This is a genomic window from Streptomyces malaysiense (assembly GCF_000980885.2).
Taxonomy (GTDB): domain Bacteria; phylum Actinomycetota; class Actinomycetes; order Streptomycetales; family Streptomycetaceae; genus Streptomyces; species Streptomyces malaysiense.
On record NZ_LBDA02000039.1, the window covers coordinates 1 to 16497 of the forward strand.

Annotated in this window: 14 protein-coding genes and 4 pseudogenes; 9 read left to right on the forward strand and 9 right to left on the reverse strand. The window is 74.2% G+C overall.

Features of this window, described 5'->3' with window-relative positions; genetic code table 11:
- Positions 1-257: 257 nt before the first annotated feature.
- The gene (locus VT52_RS17475; RefSeq protein WP_046422327.1) at positions 258-1382 is read left to right on the forward strand and encodes a PLP-dependent cysteine synthase family protein; all 1125 of its coding nucleotides are present in this window, start codon (positions 258-260) and stop codon (positions 1380-1382) included.
- 31 nt (positions 1383-1413) lie between these two features.
- Here VT52_RS17475 and VT52_RS38835 read toward each other — a convergent pair.
- A pseudogene (locus VT52_RS38835) lies at positions 1414-1529 on the reverse strand (MmyB family transcriptional regulator); the annotation flags it as partial.
- Here VT52_RS38835 and VT52_RS17480 point away from each other — a divergent pair.
- Positions 1529-1828 (forward strand): annotated as a pseudogene (locus VT52_RS17480) (Rossmann-fold NAD(P)-binding domain-containing protein); the annotation flags it as partial. The pseudogenes VT52_RS38835 and VT52_RS17480 overlap by 1 nt on opposite strands.
- Before the next feature lie 76 nt (positions 1829-1904).
- On the opposite strand, the gene VT52_RS17485 reads toward VT52_RS17480, so the two are convergent.
- A complete protein-coding gene (locus VT52_RS17485; RefSeq protein WP_046422329.1) occupies positions 1905-2366 on the reverse strand; it encodes an SRPBCC family protein in 462 nt (153 codons plus the stop codon).
- A gap of 91 nt (positions 2367-2457) precedes the next feature.
- Positions 2458-3351: a DeoR/GlpR family DNA-binding transcription regulator gene (locus VT52_RS17490; protein WP_046422330.1), complete on the reverse strand. Its 894-nt coding sequence runs from the start codon at positions 3349-3351 to the stop codon at positions 2458-2460.
- A 273-nt stretch (positions 3352-3624) separates the two neighbouring features.
- Between VT52_RS17490 and VT52_RS39710 the strand changes: the two are divergent.
- Positions 3625-4373: pseudogene (locus VT52_RS39710) on the forward strand (hypothetical protein); the annotation flags it as partial.
- Here the strand turns inward: VT52_RS39710 and VT52_RS17495 are convergent.
- The 4 genes from VT52_RS17495 to VT52_RS17510 form a co-directional block, all read right to left on the reverse strand.
- On the reverse strand, positions 4363-6801 hold the full coding sequence (locus VT52_RS17495; RefSeq protein WP_046422332.1) for a right-handed parallel beta-helix repeat-containing protein: 2439 nt from the start codon (positions 6799-6801) through the stop codon (positions 4363-4365). The pseudogene VT52_RS39710 and the gene VT52_RS17495 overlap by 11 nt on opposite strands.
- 222 nt (positions 6802-7023) lie before the next feature.
- Positions 7024-7626, reverse strand: coding sequence for an Rv1733c family protein (locus VT52_RS17500; RefSeq protein WP_046422334.1), 603 nt, complete (start codon positions 7624-7626; stop codon positions 7024-7026).
- A 175-nt stretch (positions 7627-7801) separates the two neighbouring features.
- Positions 7802-8662 carry an MOSC domain-containing protein gene (locus VT52_RS17505; RefSeq protein WP_046422335.1) on the reverse strand — a complete coding sequence of 287 codons (861 nt, stop codon included), beginning with the start codon at positions 8660-8662 and terminating at the stop codon, positions 7802-7804.
- A gap of 43 nt (positions 8663-8705) precedes the next feature.
- On the reverse strand, positions 8706-9143 hold the full coding sequence (locus VT52_RS17510) for a DUF6643 family protein (RefSeq protein WP_046422337.1): 438 nt from the start codon (positions 9141-9143) through the stop codon (positions 8706-8708).
- Between the two features lie 305 nt (positions 9144-9448).
- Here VT52_RS17510 and VT52_RS17515 point away from each other — a divergent pair, with 305 nt between their 5' ends.
- Positions 9449-10705 carry a TerD family protein gene (locus tag VT52_RS17515; RefSeq protein WP_046422339.1) on the forward strand — a complete coding sequence of 419 codons (1257 nt, stop codon included), beginning with the start codon at positions 9449-9451 and terminating at the stop codon, positions 10703-10705.
- Position 10706: 1 nt separating this feature from the next.
- On the opposite strand, the gene VT52_RS17520 is transcribed toward VT52_RS17515, so the two are convergent.
- Positions 10707-11900 (reverse strand): glycosyltransferase, encoded by a 1194-nt coding sequence (locus VT52_RS17520; protein ID WP_107481360.1) that lies wholly within the window; start codon positions 11898-11900, stop codon positions 10707-10709.
- Positions 11901-11939: 39 nt separating this feature from the next.
- On the opposite strand from VT52_RS17520, the gene VT52_RS17525 reads away from it, so the two are divergent.
- The 5 genes and pseudogenes from VT52_RS17525 to VT52_RS17545 all read left to right on the forward strand — a co-directional run.
- Positions 11940-12734 carry a glutamate racemase gene (locus tag VT52_RS17525; protein WP_046422344.1) on the forward strand — a complete coding sequence of 265 codons (795 nt, stop codon included), beginning with the start codon at positions 11940-11942 and terminating at the stop codon, positions 12732-12734.
- Between the two features lie 91 nt (positions 12735-12825).
- A complete protein-coding gene (locus VT52_RS17530) occupies positions 12826-13371 on the forward strand; it encodes a hypothetical protein (RefSeq protein ID WP_046422346.1) in 546 nt (181 codons plus the stop codon).
- A gap of 209 nt (positions 13372-13580) precedes the next feature.
- The gene (lnt, locus tag VT52_RS17535; protein ID WP_046422352.1) at positions 13581-15191 is read left to right on the forward strand and encodes an apolipoprotein N-acyltransferase; all 1611 of its coding nucleotides are present in this window, start codon (positions 13581-13583) and stop codon (positions 15189-15191) included.
- A 139-nt stretch (positions 15192-15330) separates the two neighbouring features.
- Entirely contained in the window at positions 15331-15810 is a 480-nt protein-coding gene (locus VT52_RS17540; RefSeq protein ID WP_046422347.1) for an NUDIX hydrolase, read from the forward strand.
- A gap of 109 nt (positions 15811-15919) precedes the next feature.
- Positions 15920-16067: pseudogene (locus tag VT52_RS17545) on the forward strand (SDR family oxidoreductase); the annotation flags it as partial.
- Positions 16068-16076: 9 nt separating this feature from the next.
- Here the strand turns inward: VT52_RS17545 and VT52_RS17550 are convergent.
- A complete protein-coding gene (locus tag VT52_RS17550) occupies positions 16077-16481 on the reverse strand; it encodes a pyridoxamine 5'-phosphate oxidase family protein (protein WP_046422349.1) in 405 nt (134 codons plus the stop codon).
- Positions 16482-16497: the final 16 nt, after the last annotated feature.

Consider the following 16497-nt stretch of genomic DNA (forward strand, 5'->3'; position numbering starts at 1 on the left):
GCGTCGGGACCGCGGTCCCGACGCGTGCAGTCTGCCGCGCCACGGCACGGAGCACCAGTGCGCGCGGGGGCGCGCACGACAGCGGCCCGGAGCGCGCACGGCGGCACGCCCCGGCGCCCCGTACGCCTGGGCCCAGGGTCCCTTTGGGTCGACCAAAGATGCGTTTATGCAGGTGGGAAGCGGTCTGAAAGATGCTTATGCTCGAAAGAGCCGGCCCGCCCGAGGCGCCGTCGGCGCAGAGCGTAAGGAGCCCCGACGTGAGCATCACCCCCAAGGCCCGGACCGGCGCCACCCTCGATGTCGACCGCACCGATCCCGCCTACCGCGACTGGCTGAAAGAGGCCGTCCGCAAGGTCCAGGCCGACGCCAACCGCTCGGCCGACACCCACCTGCTGCGCTTTCCGCTGCCCGAGCGCTGGGGCATCGACCTCTACCTGAAGGACGAGTCGACGCACCCCACCGGCAGCCTCAAGCACCGCCTCGCCCGCTCGCTGTTCCTCTACGGCCTCTGCAACGGCTGGATCCGCCCCGGCCGCCCGGTGATCGAGGCGTCCAGCGGCTCCACGGCGGTGTCCGAGGCGTACTTCGCCAAGCTGATCGGCGTGCCCTTCATCGCGGTCATGCCCCGTACGACCAGCGCCGAGAAGTGCCGCCTCATCGAGTTCCACGGCGGCCGCTGCCACTTCGTGGACGACTCCCGGAAGATGTACGAGGAGTCCGCCCGGCTCGCGGTGGAGACCGGTGGCCACTACATGGACCAGTTCACCTACGCCGAGCGGGCCACCGACTGGCGCGGCAACAACAACATCGCCGAATCGATCTTCCGTCAGCTGGAGTTGGAGCGGTTCCCGGAGCCGGCGTGGATCGTCGCCACGGCGGGCACCGGCGGCACCTCGGCGACGCTCGCCCGCTATGTGCACTACATGCAGTACGACACCCGGATCTGCGTCGCCGATCCGGACAACTCCTGTTTCTTCGAGGGCTGGACCGGCGGCGACCCGGACGTCACCTGCGACTGCGGCTCCCGCATCGAGGGGATCGGCCGGCCGCGCATGGAGCCGAGCTTCGTGCCCGGCGCGATCGACCGGATGATGAAGGTCCCGGACGCGGCGAGCGTCGCCGCCGTACGGGCCCTGGAAGGGGTGATCGGCCGCAAGGCGGGCGGCTCCACCGGGACCGGGCTGTGGAGCGCCCTGAAGATCGTCTCCGAGATGGTGGCCGAGGGCCGTACCGGCAGTGTCGTCACCCTGCTGTGCGACCCGGGCGACCGTTACCTCGACAAGTACTACTCGAACGCGTGGCTCGCGGAGCAGGGCCTGGACATCGCGCCGTACGCGGCGGCGATCGAGACGCTGCTGGCCACCGGGGTCTGGCCCGACTGAGCGACCGGCCCCCGCGAGGCGGACCCTGCTCCGCCGCCAGCCGGCGCAGGGCCCTGGCCGAGGGGGAGCCGGGTCGGCCGTGATCAGGACGACCTCCTGGTCGTCCTCGGGGACGAGTAGGACGTCGCAGTTCAGCGGCAGGCGGCCCGAGCTGGAGCACGAACCCGAACCCCCCGTTCGCCCCCGGCGCGGGCGCGGCCGCGTACCGGTCCTCGAAGGACGCCCTCAACGCCCTCACCGTCCTGTACGCCCCGACGCCGACCGGGGACGGGGCCAAGGTGAACGCGCTCGCTCCCGGGCTGCGCGCCACCGACCTCAACCCCCGGGCGGCGGCGGGCGGGGACCCGGCGGAGGCCGCCCGAGGCGCCGTGCGGCCGGCGCTGCTGTCGGACGACGGGCCGACCGGCGCGTTCTTCTCCTGGGACGGCACCCCCGTGCCCTGGTGAGTCGGTGATCCGGGGCCTGTCGTCCGGATCGTGCCGGGCCCGCGGGATCCGAGCCGGCCTGATCCGAGAACGGGCCTCAGGCCAGGCGCCGGTCCAGCGCCCCGGTCGCCCGCCGGATGGCGCGGCCCACCCCCGGCGCGGCCAGCCGGCAGCCGAGGCGGAACGCGGCGGTGCCGTCGAGCGCGAAGACCACCCGCAGGCGGGTGCCGGTGCCGGCCGGGGTCAGCCGCCATTCCTCGACCCAGGCACGGGCGCCCGGCGTGTTGGTCACATCGACGCGGTACGTGTACAGCTCGGGCTTCTCCGCGACCAGGACGGTCTCCTCGAAGCGGATGCCGCCGCGCAGCCGGACATCGCGCCCGCCGTCCGTCGGCCGCGCGGAGACCACCGCGGAGAGCCATCGCGGCATGCTCGCCACGTCCTCGGCGAGGGCCCGGTAGACCAGGGCCGGAGCGGCGTCCATGTCCCGGCCGAACACCAGGCGCACGGGGGCGCGGTCGACGAAGTCCGGACCGACCGGACGCAGACGCTGGGCCATGGCGGCAACCTCCTCGTGAAGTCCGCACGGAGGCGGGCGCTGGTCCTCCGCCGTACGGGGGGGCCTTGGCAGCAGCGTAGTTGACGAGGTGTCAGTTGTCCCCGGCGTCGTCGTCGGGTTCCGCGGCGGTGTCGCCGTCCGGTTCCTCGTCGTCCTCGGCCGGGTCCTCGATGTCCGGCTCCCCGGCCACGATCAGTCGCCGCAGATGCTCGCAGACCTCGGCGCGTGCCTCCCCCGGCAGCCCCGAGTCGGTCACGAGGGTGTCCACCTGGCTCAGCGCGGCGAACGAACTGAGGCCCACCGTGCCCCACTTGGTGTGGTCGGCGACCACCACCACGCGTCGCGCCGAGTGCACCAGACGGCGGTTGGTCTCGGCCTCGGCCAGGTTCGGCGTGGACAGGCCGGCCTCGACCGATATGCCGTGCACGCCGAGGAAGAGCAGATCGAAGTGGAGCGCGGTGATCGCCTGGTCGGCCACCGGACCCACCAGCGAGTCGGACGGGGTGCGCACCCCGCCGGTGAGTACCACCGTGGCCGCGCCCTGCCGCTGCCCCGAGGTGCGCTGTGCCGCGTGGAAGACGTCCGCGACCCGCACCGAGTTCGTCACCACGGTCAGGTCCGGTACCTCCAGCAGGTGCTGCGCGAGCGCGTAGGTCGTCGTACCGCCGGACAGGGCGATGGCGGTGCCGGGGGTGACCAGGGCGGCGGCGGCCCGCGCGATGTCCTCCTTGGCCGACAGCTCCAGGCCCGACTTGGCCTCGAAGCCCGGCTCATGGGTGCTCGCCTCGACCACCGGGACCGCGCCGCCGTGCACCTTCTCCAGCACGCCCTGCCGGGCCAGCGCGTCCAGGTCGCGGCGTACGGTCATGTCCGACACGCCGAGCCTGCGGGTCAGTTCGTTGACCCGGGCACCGCCGCGGCGCCGGACCTCGTCCAGGATCAGGGCGCGGCGCTGCTCCGCGAGGAGGTGCTGATTCTCGCTCACGTACGCTCCGGTCCTTTCGCCGTCAACCGTCCGACACCCCCGCGCACCCGCCCGCGAGCAGTGCGTCCGCCCGTCCTCAGGTGCGCGGGCGTCCCATCTTTTCACGGGACGGCACGGGGTGCGCCACCGCCCGCCGCCACGGTCGCCGCCGCACCGATCGGGGAGATTCCGTGACGAGCAGTGCGTGGCATGCCGAACCGGACATCTTCGGCGCGCGCGGACACCGGCCGCGCGGCGTCACGGGAGGGGTGTGGAACACGCTCAGGAACGCCCCGGCTGCCCGCGGACCCGGCGTTCGGCGGGCTGATCCGGCGCAGGGACGCTGGTGGTGGTGCTCGGGGTGGTCGTGCGGGGGATGGCCGCGGGGGATGGGCCGCGGGGGTGCGGAGCCCGCCACGCCCGGCACCGGGACCGGTGCCGGGCGTGGCATCCACGGTCTCGGCGGCCCGCCACCGCGCTGCTCGCCTGTGCGCCGGGCGGCGTGACGTCCGACGGGGTCGCCCAGCGCATGGGCGACTGTCTGGACGGAACCGGTACCGCCCGCTCCGGGCCGCCGGTACCGCGCGGCTCGCCCGCGCCGAACGCGACCGCGTACGCCGGGAGCACCCGGGTGAGCCCGAGGACCCGGCGCGGACCCGCGCCATCGCCCGCACCCGGGCCATGGCCGCGCTCACCGACCGCGCCCCGCCCGTGCTCATCGAGCTCCGCGCCACCACCCTGGTCCTCGGCGGCGGAGCGCCGGCCGGCGCGGCGGGCGGCACGGTGACCGCCGTACGGATCGCCGCCGGGATCTCCCAGGGGCTGGGCTCATGGCTGGGCGGGCTCGGGTTCCTGCCGTTCGTCACCTGGGGACGGCGCGCCTACAAGGACCGCGGTGCCCGACCTGACCTGGCGGATGGCGACCTGGACCGGGACGCCCGCCATGCGGGCGGGGATCGCGCTGCTGACGTACGGCCACCGCTGGAGCGTCTGTACGGCCGCCCGTTCCCGCCCACTTCGGGCCCGCGGCGCTCAGGTCGGTTCGGGCAGGTCCTCCGGATGCAGCAGGGTCAGATCGTCGGTGGTCGGATCGGGGAGCTGGGCGACCCGGCTCGCGTGGCGTTCGACCATGGCCTCGAAGGTCTGGCGGGCGGTGCGGCCGTTGCCGAAGGCAGGGCCCTTCGGGACGGCGGTGAAGTAGGTGACCAGGGCCTCGGCGGTGCCCGGGGCGAGACGGTACTCGTGTTCGTCGGCCTGCTGCCCGACGATCCGCAGCAGTTCCTCCGGGCCGTAGTCGCCGAAGGTGATGGTGCGGGAGAAGCGCGAGGCCACGCCGGGGTTGACGGACAGGAAGCGTTCCATCTCCGCCGTGTACCCGGCGACGATCACCACCACCGCGTCCCGCTGGTCCTCCATCAGCTTCACCAGCGTGTCGATCGCCTCCTTGCCGAAGTCGCGCCCGGCGTCCTGCGGCGACAGCGCGTACGCCTCGTCGATGAACAGCACCCCGCCGTGGGCCCGTTGGAACGCCTCCTGGGTGCGGATCGCGGTGGAGCCGATGTGCTCGCCGACCAGGTCCACCCGGGACACCTCGACCAGGTGGCCCTTGTCCAGCACGCCGAGGGAGGCGAGGATCTCGCCGTACAGCCGGGCCACCGTCGTCTTGCCGGTGCCGGGGGAACCGGTGAAGACCAGATGCCGTTTGACGGACGCGGCCTTCAGCCCCGCGCGCTGCCGGCGCCGGCCCACCTCGATCATGTCGGTCAGCGCCCGCACCTCGCGCTTGACGCTCTCCAGGCCCACCAGCGCGTCCAGTTCACCGAGCACGTCCTTCGACGTACGCGGCGGTTCCGCCGGCTCCGCGACGGCGACCTGCGGCTCCTGCTCGGTGCTGCGCTGCCCGGGGATCGAGCCGAGCAGTCCGGGGGAGTGCGACACCGTCTGCACGGCCGTCTGCCGCGTCGCCGGGGGCCGCAGGCTGCCGCTCTCGTCGCTGGTGCAGTCTTCCACGACCGGCCCCGAACCGGACCCGGCGTCCGGGCCGCCCTCGGCGAACTCGTAACCCCCGCGCGCACAGCGCTCGGTGCGGCACCTGCGCAGCGTGGTGCGGCAGCCGTCGATCACATGGAAGCCGTAGCCGCCGCTCCCGCTGACCCGGCAGTTCAGGAAGCTGCCCCGGCCGCCCGCGGAGACGTAGAAACCGGCTTCGGCGGGGGAGTCGACGGTGCAGCGCTCGATGGTCGGGTCGGCGCCCTTGGTGACGATCACACCGGTCTGGGTGCCGTCCACGGTGCAGTTGTCGAGGGTGCCGCCGCTGCCGTGGTCCCGGAACCAGGCGCCGGTCGCCGCGTCCCTGATCCGGCAGTCGTCGAGCTGCGCGGTCGCGCCGTCGCTCACCGACACGGCCGTGTTGCGCACCTGGGACAGATCGCTGTCCACCACGTCCGCGCGTGAACCGCGGTCCAGCACGAACAGCGCGTCCGGCACGTCGTGCACCCGGCAGGAGTCCAGCACCGCGGTGGCGCCGTCGCTCACCCACACCGCCGGATAGTCACCGGTGCTGTCGAAGATCTCGCACTGGTTGGCGTCCACCCGGGTGCCCGGGTCCCACACCGACAGCCCGTTGCGCCCGAACTGCCGGACCGTCGTCCGGGTCAGCGTCAGCACCGAGCGCGAGCGCAGGTCGACCGCGTTCTCCGGGATGTCGTGGATCCGGCAGTCCTCCAGCGTGAGCACCGCGTCGGTGTCCAGCGTGACGCCGTCGGCGGTGGTGCGGTGCACATCGCAGTCGGTCAGCTGCGCGGTGGCCCGCTGGGTGACCTGCACCCCGCAGCCGCGGACCTCGTAGATCTCGCAACCGACCGCCTCCAGCGCGGAGTTCTCCCCGGTCACGGTGAACCCGGTGCCGGAGGCGTGGTGCACCCGGCAGCGGTCCAGGCGCGGATGGCCGCCGCCGCGCACCGCCACGCCCGCCTGTCCGGCCGCCACGATCTCGCACTCCTCGAACACCCCGCTGCCGCCGTCGAGTACGGCGATGCCGATACCGGCCGGGTTGTCCACGGTGAGCCGGCGCACGGTCGGACGCGCCGAGCCGCGCACCTCCACACCGACGGCCGAGCGGGTCACGATCCGCACGTCCATCAGCTCGGGCGTGCCCTCCTCGACCAGCAGCGCGGGCGCCGCGGCGTCCTGGCCCTCCACATGCAGGTCGTGCACCACGGCCGAGGCCCGCACGGTCAGCGGTACCCCGTCCACCGGAGCGATCCGCACCGAGCCCGGCGAGCCGTCCGGCCCGCGGAGCGTCACCGCCCGCTGGATCACCAGGTTCTCCCGGTAGGTACCGGGGGCGATGGTGAGGACGTCGCCGTCGGCGGCGGCCTCCAGGGCGGCGGCGAGCGATGCGTACTCACCCGTGCGGCGCCGCCACCGCGAGGTACCGGTGTGCGTCACCTGGACCGTGCCCTGTGCCATGGCGTTGCTCTGCCCCCACCTCGTCGTACTGATGGCCGACGCCCCGACCGGGCGGCGCCGCCGGGTCCGGGAGAGTGCCCGGCCCCTGGGGCCGCCCGTCCGCGTGCCCGTGTCCGTGCGTGTCCCCGACGTGCGCCCGCCTGCGGGTTGCCGCCGAAAGCGCTTCGGCCGGTCCACCGTAGCGTGTGCGCCCGGGGTGGGTTGACCACAGCCTGCCCGCGGTCAGCTGCCGGTGCCCGCCTTGCCCCAGTCCGGACCCGCCCGGTCCCAGGCCCGCTCCCACCGTGCGTACCGGCGGCGGACCATGCGCCAGACGGTGAGCCGCCGGGCGGTCTCGACCAGGCCCGCGGCCAGCAGGGCCGCGCCGAATCCGGCCAGGACGGCGTGGGCCGTCGCCGTGACGGAGTCCAGCGGGCGGGTCGTTATTCGGCCCTGCGGATCCGTCCAGAGCCCGAAGTGGTCCCCGGGGTGGGGGGACTTGAGGTCGGCGAGGGCCGGGCCGTGGTGCGCGGTGCCGTCCGGCGCGGACCAGTCGGCGACGACGCGGCTGCGGACCTCGTGCGCGCCGGCCGAGTCGGGATCGCTCTCGGGGGCCCGACCCAGCGGCCGCACCACGGTGGCCGTGACCAGATGATGGGTGTGCTGTTCCACCCGCGCGGCACGCTGGAGCGAGTCCTCGGCGACGAAGCCGACCAGCGCGCCGGCCAGGGGCGCCACCACGGCGATCAGTACCAGCGCGACCAGCGCCACCCACGCCTCGGCCAGATCGGTCGCGCGGCACAGCGGATTGCGTCTCCAGCGCCACAGGCCCGTGACTGCCCGCATCTCCCCACCCCCACGTCCCCCGCGGCCGGTGACGGCCGCGACGTCTCACGCGTTTCTCATGTCACCCCAACGACCGGCGACGTCGCCATGGTTCCCCGATCTCCGAAACCGGCCCCGGCCCACCGGATCACCGTCCTGCCGGACCGCCCGTCCTGCCGGGCGACCGGCCCGAGGTCTACCGGGCCGCGTTCGGCCCCGCCCCGCTCCCGCCCCGCTCCAGCACCCGCACCGGATCGCCGACCCGGACGGTCCCGCGTGTGAGCGGAACGACGTTCTGCCCGAAGATCAGGCCGCCGTCGATCCTGCGATGCCGGGCCAGTGTGTACAGCGGCTCCCGGCCGCGCGCGGCGGTGCCCTGGTCGGTGGTGGTCACCACGCAGCGCCGGCAGGTGCGCGCCACGCGGAAGACGACCTCGCCGATGGAGAGGCGGGTCCACTCGTCCTCCGCCCACGCCTCGGTGCCGCGGACCACGACGCCGGGCCGGAACCGGTCCATGGGCAGCGGCCCCTCGGCGGCGTGACGGCCCCGAGATATCAGGGAGTTGAGGGCGTCGAGGGAGGCCGACGCGGTGACGAGCAGTGGATAGCCGTCGGCGAAGCTGACCGTCTCGCCCGGCAGCGCGTACTCCGGGTCGACGGGGCGGCGGGTGGCCGGGTCGTCCAGGTGCACCAGGCGTACGTCCTGGCCGAGGTAGGCGCTGCACCAGGCGTGCGCCGCCGGCGCGGCCGGCACCGCCTCCACCTTCTGCCCGAAGATGTTCACCGGCACGGTGCCCGAGGGCTCGGGCACCTCGACGGTCGCCGCCGCCCGCCCGGCCGCCGACAGACGCAGACCGCCGCCGGCCAGAGGCTCGGCGGCGGCCAGGGCGAGACGCGGCTGCTCCCGCTGGGTGACGACCTTCCCCCCGTCGTCGATCAGCGCCCAGCGCCGGTCGCCGGCCAGCCCCCAGGGTTCCACCGCGGCCGCGTCGACCGCCAGGCCCTGAAATGCCTTGACCGGGTAGAGATGGATCGACTGCACTTCGGCGATTTCCATGCCGCCATCGTGCCAGGTGCCACCGGCAGCGGGGGCGCCTCGATCAGTAGCCCCGCTGCTGAGGGTTGTTGTACGGGTCCTGGTACGGAGGCACGGGCCGCGGCGCGGCCGGGCGCATCGCCTCGTAGCCGGTACCGGGCGCCATCGGCCGCTGCTGCGGGGCCTGCGGGCCGGGGTAGCCGCGCGGAGCGCTCGCCTGCTGCGGGATGTACGCGGTGGGCGCCTGCTGGAGCGGGGCCGGCTGGTGCTGCTGGGGGTAGCCGTAGCCCGGAGCCGGGGGCTGCGCGGAGGGCGCGGCCGGGAGGGCGGGGAGGGCCGACGGCAGGGCGGGCAGGCTGCTGCCCATGTCGTAGGCGGCGGGGACCCGGATCGGGGCGATCTGCGGGGTTCCCCGCTCGGCCACGAGGGAGTCGTAGATCGGAGTGTCCCGGAAGGAGGCGGAGTAATAGCCGCCGCCATAGGTGGAGCGGGGGGAGGTCATGGCACATAAGTTAAGCCCACGATGTGCTGGTTGGGGAGACCGATAAGAGGGTTGTTTTCCGTGTCGGCGGTGACCGGGGACGCTCAATCAGAGCGAACTTGTCGAAAAAGGGCAGCGGTTCACGTATAGATCATGTAAGGAACGGACTTCTCGGTCGGGTTACCGGCGGTCGACCGGCGATCTTCCTGCGTCTTTGCCCGCGCGACCCATGGGAGTCCGGCGAGGCCGGGCGTAGGTTGGGCATGGGGGGATGATCCGGACGTCCGTGGACAGCGCGGGCAGGGAGGCGAGGGGGCGACATGTCAATGCCGAAGGGATCGAACACACCGGTTCCGGCCACCGTGCTGCGGGTCGAACTGGGCCGGCGCCAGGGGCCCGGAGTGCCCGCGGCGGACGCCTCCGCGCTGCTGCTCGCCGCCGGAAAGGTCCGCTCCGACGCGGACTTCGTCTTCCGCGGCCGGCCGGCCCACCCCTCGGGCGCGGTGCGCCACGAGGGCGGGCGGACCGAGGGAGCGATCGTCGTCGACACCCTGTCCGTCGACCTCGCGCGCGTGGAGGGCGCGATCGAGCGGATCGTCCTCGCCGCCTCGGCGGACGGCGGCACCTTCGGGCAGGTCCCGGATCTGTACATCGAGGTGACCGACCCGGGAACCGGCCAGGTCCTCGCCCGCTTCGACAGCCCTGGCGCGACCGTGGAGACGGCCTTCCTGCTCGGCGAGTTCTACCGCCGCCAGGGCGGCTGGAAGTTCCGCGCCGTCGGCCAGGGCTACGACAGCGGACCGGACGGCCTCGCCGCGGCGTTCGGCATCACCGCGCACGAGCCGCCGCGGGCGGCACGCCCGCCCGCACCGGCGCTCCCCGCCGCCCCGCCGCCACCGGCCTGGGCCCGTGTGACCGACGCACCGCCGCCCCCTCCACCCACCGTGCCCCCCGTCCGGCCCGCGAAAGTCACCCTCACCAAGGCCGCCCCCTCCGTCTCGCTGGCGAAGCAGGGCGGCACCACGGGCGTCATGCGCGTGAACCTCAACTGGCGGACGCGCGAGCGGCTTTCGGGACGGGGGGCGCGCCGGGGCGGCGGAACCGGGGACCTCGACCTCGACCTGTGCGCCCTGTACGAGCTGGCGGACGGCCGCAAGGGGGTCGTCCAGGCGCTCGGCAACGCTTTCGGATCGCTGCACCGGCCGCCGTACATCCATCTCGACGGCGACGACCGCACCGGAGCGGTGGCGAGCGGCGAGAACCTCACCGTCAACCTCGACCGCCTGGGCGAGCTGCGCCGCGTCCTCGTCTTCGTCACCGTCTACGAGGGCGCGTCCTCCTTCGCCGGACTGCACGCCACCGTCACCCTCCAGCCGCAGTACGGCGCCCCCGTCGACTTCTCGCTGGACGAGTGCACGGTCCCCTCCACGGTGTGCGCGCTCGCCCTGATCACCAACACGGGCGGCGATCTCGTCGTCCGGCGCGAGGCCCGGTACCTCGTACCGGAGCGCGGGGTGAGCCCGCAGCGGACCGTGGACCGCGCCTACGGCTGGGGCATGAACTGGACACCCGGCCGCAAGTGACTCAGCCCTCGTCCGCAACCGCGCCGGGACGGGCGTACGTACGGCCCTTCCAGGCCGCCCCGCGCCCCCGGTGGTGCTGCACGGCCGAGTCCACCGTCATCAGCAGATACAGGAACGCCGTGCACGGCAGCAGCGGGGCGAGCCACAGCGGCTGCCGGTAGTACCGCAGCATCGGTACGTACGTGCCCGCCATCACCGACCACGCCAGCGCGCCGCCGACGGCCACCGGAGCGCTGCCGGCCGCCGCGCCCGCGACCACGGCCGCCGGCGGCACCAGGTACACCAGCGCGAGCCCGGCCACCGTGCCGAGCAGCAGCAGCGGGTTGTGCCGCAGCTGGGCGTAGGCGCTGCGCGAGACCATCCGCCACAGGTCGTGCAGCCGCGGGTAGGGCCGCACGCTGTCCACCCGGTCGGCGAGGCCCAGCCAGACCCGGCCGCCCGCGTACTTGACCGCGCGGGCGAGGGCGACGTCGTCGATGACCGCGTGCCGGATGGCGTCCGGGATGCGCGCCCGCTCCGCCGTGCCGGCGCGCAGCAGGACGCAGCCGCCCGCCGCGGCCGCCGTGCGCGAACCCTCGCGGCCGATCCACCGGAAGGGGTACAGCTGCGCGAAGAAGTAGACGAACGCCGGGACCACCAGCCGCTCCCAGCGGCTCTCCACCCGCAGCCGGGCCATCTGCGAGACCACGTCGAAGCCGCCGCCGTGCGCCGCCGCGACCAGTTCGCGCAGGCTGTCCGGGGCGTGCGCGATGTCCGCGTCCGTCAGCAGCAGGTACTCCGGCTCGCGCGCGCCGGCCAGCACGATGCCGTGCCGCACCGCCCACAGCTTGCCCGTCCAGCCGGCGGGCGGCTCGCCCGGCGAACCCACCGTGAGCGGCAGCCCGCCGTACCGCCCGGACAGCGCGCGGGCCAGCTCCCCGGTCCCGTCCGTGCTGCCGTCGTCCACCAGGAACACCTCGGCCCGCCCCGGATAGTCCTGCGCGAGCAGCGACGGCAGGCTCGCGGGCAGTACGGCGGCCTCGTCGCGGGCCGGCACGACCACGCAGACCGAGGGCCACGCGTCCGGTTCCCGGCGCCGCGGCAACCGGACGTCCGTGCGCCAGAAGAACCCCTGGCACAGCAGCAGCCAGCACCAGGCGGCCAGCGAGACGACGGTGATCCACAGGAAGGCGCTCACGGGCGCAGTCTGCCCCACCCGGGCCGTTCACATGAGCGGATCGTCTATCGTGGCCGGGTGAAGATCGCGCTCATGGACTCCGGAATCGGTTTGCTCGCGGCCACGGCCGCGGTACGACGCCTGCGGCCCGACGCGGATCTCGTTCTCTCCCTGGACCCCGACGGCATGCCCTGGGGGCCGCGCACGCCCGAGGACCTCACCGGGCGCGCGCTGGACGTCGCCGAGGCCGCCGCGGCCCGCCGGCCCGACGCGCTGATCGTCGGCTGCAACACGGCCAGCGTGCACGCCCTGCCCGCGCTGCGCGCCCGGTTCGAGCCCGGCATCCCGGTGATCGGCACCGTCCCGGCGATCAAGCCGGCCGCGGCCGGCGGCGGCCCCTTCGCGATCTGGGCGACCCCCGCCACCACCGGCAGCGCCTACCAGCGCGGGCTCATCGCGGACTTCGCGGACGGCGTGCCGGTGACCGAGGTGCCCTGCTGGGGTCTCGCCGAAGCCATCGAGCACGCCGACGAGACGGCGATCGAGGACGCCGTCGCCGCGGCGGCCGCACTGACCCCGGACGAGGTGACGACCGTCGTCCTGGGCTGCACCCACTACGAGCTGGTCGCCGAGCGCATCCGCGCCGCCGTGCAGCGCCCCGGCGCGGCCCCGCTGGCCCTGCACGGCTCCGCCGGCGCGGTGGCCGCGCAGGCGCTGCGCCGGCTGGGTGAACTTCCCGCCCCCCAGGCGCCCGCCGAGGGCGGCCTCACGGTGCTGCTCAGCGGCCGCGAGGGCGGGCTGCCCGCCACGGCGCTGCACTACGCCGAGGGACGGCTGCTGCCCGCGGTCGGACCGTTCGCCGACCGCCGCTGATCACCGCCCTCCCGTCGTCCGGGGCCGCACGGCGGCAGGTGCGGGCCGGGAGGCGGTACCCGCGCGGGCGATCCTGAGTAGTCTCGTAGTCATGAGGGACCAGCCCCGTACCGAGGACGATCTCACCCCCGAGGTCTGGACCGGACGCGCCACCAACCGGGTGCAGTGGCTGCTGGCACCGGCCGGGGCGGCCTGCCTGGCCCTGGGGATCAAGCTGGCCGTGGACTCCGCGTGGACGTCCGGGATCGCCGCGCTGACGATGTCCGTGGTCGGCTGCATCGCGGCCGGGCTGCTGGTCATCTTCGGCACCCTCGCCTTCGTCCACGTCGACCTCAGACTCGACCGGGAGTACGTCGAGGTGCGCTGCGGCCACGTCGGGGTGCCGCGCCGGCGCATCCCGCTCTCCCATGTGGCGGGCGCCGACTTCGCCGCCCTGGTGACCCCCCGGCAATGGGGCGGCTGGGGCTACCGCTGGCGCCCCGAGAAGGGCACCGCGGTCGTCGTACGCCGGGGCGAGGGCGTTGTGCTCAGCCTGTGGGACGGACACACCTTCACGGTCACCGTGGACAACGCGGAATCGGCGGTACGGGTGATCAGGGCACGGCTGCGCTCGATCACCCCGGGGACGGCCGCATAGCCGGTCCCGCGCCGGACCCGGCAGCCTGCCCCGCCCGGCCGGTCCCGGACCGGCCGCCGCCCCTGATCACCGAGGCGGAGCGGTTCGAGGAGTACGGCGCCGAGCGGTGGTCCGGCGTGTGGTTACCGGCCGCACCGCCGGATCGAGGCGCTGCGCCGTTGCCGACCGCGGCTGTCGACGCCGAGGTCAGCGGCCGTACACTCACCCGGGTGACCGTCACCGCAACTTCCGTGGACCAGCCGGACCGGCTCCGGACGTCCGCCGCGCCCGGCGCGGCGCGCCGCCGGCTGCTGCGCCTGGTCCCGGCGCTCGTCTCCGCCGTGTGCGGAGTACTGCTCTACGTCAGTTTCCCGCCGCGCCCCCTGTGGTGGCTGGCCCTGCCCGCGTTTGCCGGGTTCGGATGGGTGCTGCGGGGACGCGGCTGGAAGGCCGCCCTCGGGCTCGGCTATCTCTTCGGCCTCGGCTTCCTGCTGCCCCTGCTGGTGTGGACCGGCGTGGAGGTCGGCTACCTGCCGTGGCTGGCCCTGGTCGCGGTGGAGGCCGTCTTCGTCGCCCTGGTGGGCGTGGGCGTCGCCGCCGTGTCCCGGCTGCCCGCCTGGCCGGTGTGGGCCGCGGCGGTCTGGATCACCGGCGAGGCCCTGCGGGCGCGCGTGCCCTTCGGGGGTTTCCCCTGGGGGAAGATCGCCTTCGGCCAGGCCGACGGCGTCTTCCTGCCGCTCGCCGCGGTCGGCGGTACCCCCGTGCTGGGCTTCGCGGTCGTGCTGTGCGGCTTCGGCCTGTACGAGGCGGCCCGGCTGCTCGCCGAACGGCGCCGCGCGCGCACCGTGCGCCGCGCCGCGGCCGCCGCCGCGCTGCTCAGCGTGGCCGTGCCGGTGGCCGGCGCGTTCGCCGCGCGCGGCCTGGTCAGCGACGCGCCCGAGGACGGCACCAGGACGGTCGCCGTGATCCAGGGCAACGTGCCGCGCGCGGGCCTGGAATTCAGCGCCCAGCGCCGCGCCGTGCTCGACCGCCATGTGAAAGAGACCCTCAAGCTCGCCGCCGACGTCAGGGCGGGCAAGGTCCCGAGGCCCGACTTCGTGCTCTGGCCGGAGAACTCCTCCGACCTCGACCCCTACCAGGACCCGGACGCCGCCGCCGTCATCGACGAGGCGTCGCAGGCCATCGGGGTGCCCATCTCCGTCGGCGCCGTCGTGGACAAGGACGGCAAGCAGCTCAACGAGCAGATCCTGTGGGACCCGGCCAAGGGCCCGACGCAGACGTACGACAAACGGCAGATCCAGCCGTTCGGCGAGTACATGCCGCTGCGCGGGTTGGTCGGGGCCATCAACAAGGACTGGACCACGATGCTCCGCCAGGACTTCAGCCGGGGCACCAAGCCGGGTGTGTTCGGCATGGACGGCGCCAAGGTCGGGCTCGCCACCTGCTACGAGGCCGCCTTCGACTGGGACGTGCGGGACACCGTGACCCACGGCGCCGAGATGATCTCCGTGCCGAGCAACAACGCGACCTTCGACCGCAGCGAGATGACCTACCAGCAGCTCGCCATGTCCCGGATCCGGGCCGTCGAGCACAGCCGCGCGGTGACCGTCCCGGTGACCAGCGGCGTCAGCGCGATCATCATGCCGGACGGGAGGATCACCCAGAGGACCGGCATGTTCGTGCCCGCCTACCTGGAGCAGAAGGTGCCGCTGCGCACCTCCACCACGCCCGCGACCGACCTCGGCATCCTGCCGGAGACGGCGCTCGTGCTCGTCGCCGTGGGCGGCATCGGCTGGGCCGTCGGCTCGGGGCTGCGCGCGCGGCGCGCCGGCGCCGCGTAGGCGTCCGGCCGCCGCTTTTGCCCCGCCGCCCTCGGCCGGCCGTCGTACCCGGCCGCCGGTCGCCCCCCCCCGGCCCGGACCGGCCGGACAGCGGGGGACCGGCCGGGCAGTGGGGGACCGGCCGGTTAGGGTCGCTCCCATGGCTACTCCTGACTTCATCCGCACCCTGCGTGCCTCGGCCGGCCACCAGCTGCTCTGGCTGCCGGGGGTCACGGCGATCGTCTTCGACGACGCGGGCAGGGTGCTGCTCGGCCGGCGCACCGACACCCGGGAGTGGTCGGTTGTCGGCGGCATCCCGGAGCCGGGCGAGCAGCCCGCGGACTGCGCGGCGCGGGAGGTCTTCGAGGAGACGGCGGTGCGGTGCCTGCCCGAGCGGGTCGTCCTGGTCCAGGCGCTCCAGCCGGTCAGGTACGGCAACGGGGACGTCTGCCAGTACATGGACATCACCTTCCGCTGCCGGGCGGTGGGCGGCGAGGCCCGGGTCAACGACGACGAGTCCCTGGACGTCGGCTGGTTCGAGGTGGACGCGCTGCCCGAGCTGAACGAGTTCGCGCGCTCCCGGATCAAGCGGGCCATGGCCGAGGAGCCCACCTGGTTCGAGCCGGCGGCGTTCGGCTGAGCCGGGGACGGCGTCCGCCGGAGCGGCCGGGACGCCCCCGCCGTTCAACGACGCGGGGCTGCAACTGATGCGCCCCATAAAGGGGTTCCCGCCGGACGTCTTCCACGCGGTGCTGACGGAGTTGCCGCTGAAGGACAGCGCGCGCCGCCTGATCGAACCGGAGGAGGCCGCCGAGGCGGTGGCCCGCCTGTGCGGCCCCCAGGCGTCTTTCGTCACCGGTACGTCCCTGGTCCTCGGACTGTGGCCGGACGGCCCACCGAGCATCTTCAGGCGCCGGTCAGCTCACGCCCGGTGACCACCTCGGAGTCGATCCGCACGAGCACGTCGTCGCGGGACGGCATCCAGGAGTCCGGGCCGTCGCGGAGTTCACGGCCGTCGGTCCCGGACAGCAGCGTGGCGCGGCCGGTGACGACCACGCTCCAGCCGGAGCGGGTCGCCGCGTCGAACTCGTCCGCCTCGAAGGCGACCACGGCACCGTCGATGGCGCCCACGAGGTCCGAGCCCGCCGAGGTGCGCAGCAGCACTGACGAGTCCGCGTCGAGGCAGAAGTTGACGGGGAGGACCGCGGGCAGCGCCTGCCTGGTGTACACGACCCGCCCGACCGGCACCCCGGCCAGCAGGCGCAGGCAGGTCCCCCGGTCGAGCGGGCGAAAGCCGTCGTTCTGGAGCACCCGCCCATCGTCCCCG

Bases quoted from the DNA above. Each gene is read 5' to 3' on its own strand.
- VT52_RS17500 (WP_046422334.1), bottom strand. From the start codon at position 7,626: ATGCGGGCAGTCACGGGCCTGTGGCGCTGGAGACGCAATCCGCTGTGC.
- VT52_RS17505 (WP_046422335.1), bottom strand. From the start codon at position 8,662: ATGGAAATCGCCGAAGTGCAGTCGATCCATCTCTACCCGGTCAAGGCA.
- VT52_RS17515 (WP_046422339.1), top strand. From the start codon at position 9,449: ATGCCGAAGGGATCGAACACACCGGTTCCGGCCACCGTGCTGCGGGTC.
- VT52_RS17485 (WP_046422329.1), bottom strand. From the start codon at position 2,366: ATGGCCCAGCGTCTGCGTCCGGTCGGTCCGGACTTCGTCGACCGCGCC.
- VT52_RS17510 (WP_046422337.1), bottom strand. From the start codon at position 9,143: ATGACCTCCCCCCGCTCCACCTATGGCGGCGGCTATTACTCCGCCTCC.
- VT52_RS17495 (WP_046422332.1), bottom strand. From the start codon at position 6,801: ATGGCACAGGGCACGGTCCAGGTGACGCACACCGGTACCTCGCGGTGG.
- VT52_RS17540 (WP_046422347.1), top strand. From the start codon at position 15,331: ATGGCTACTCCTGACTTCATCCGCACCCTGCGTGCCTCGGCCGGCCAC.
- VT52_RS17530 (WP_046422346.1), top strand. From the start codon at position 12,826: ATGAGGGACCAGCCCCGTACCGAGGACGATCTCACCCCCGAGGTCTGG.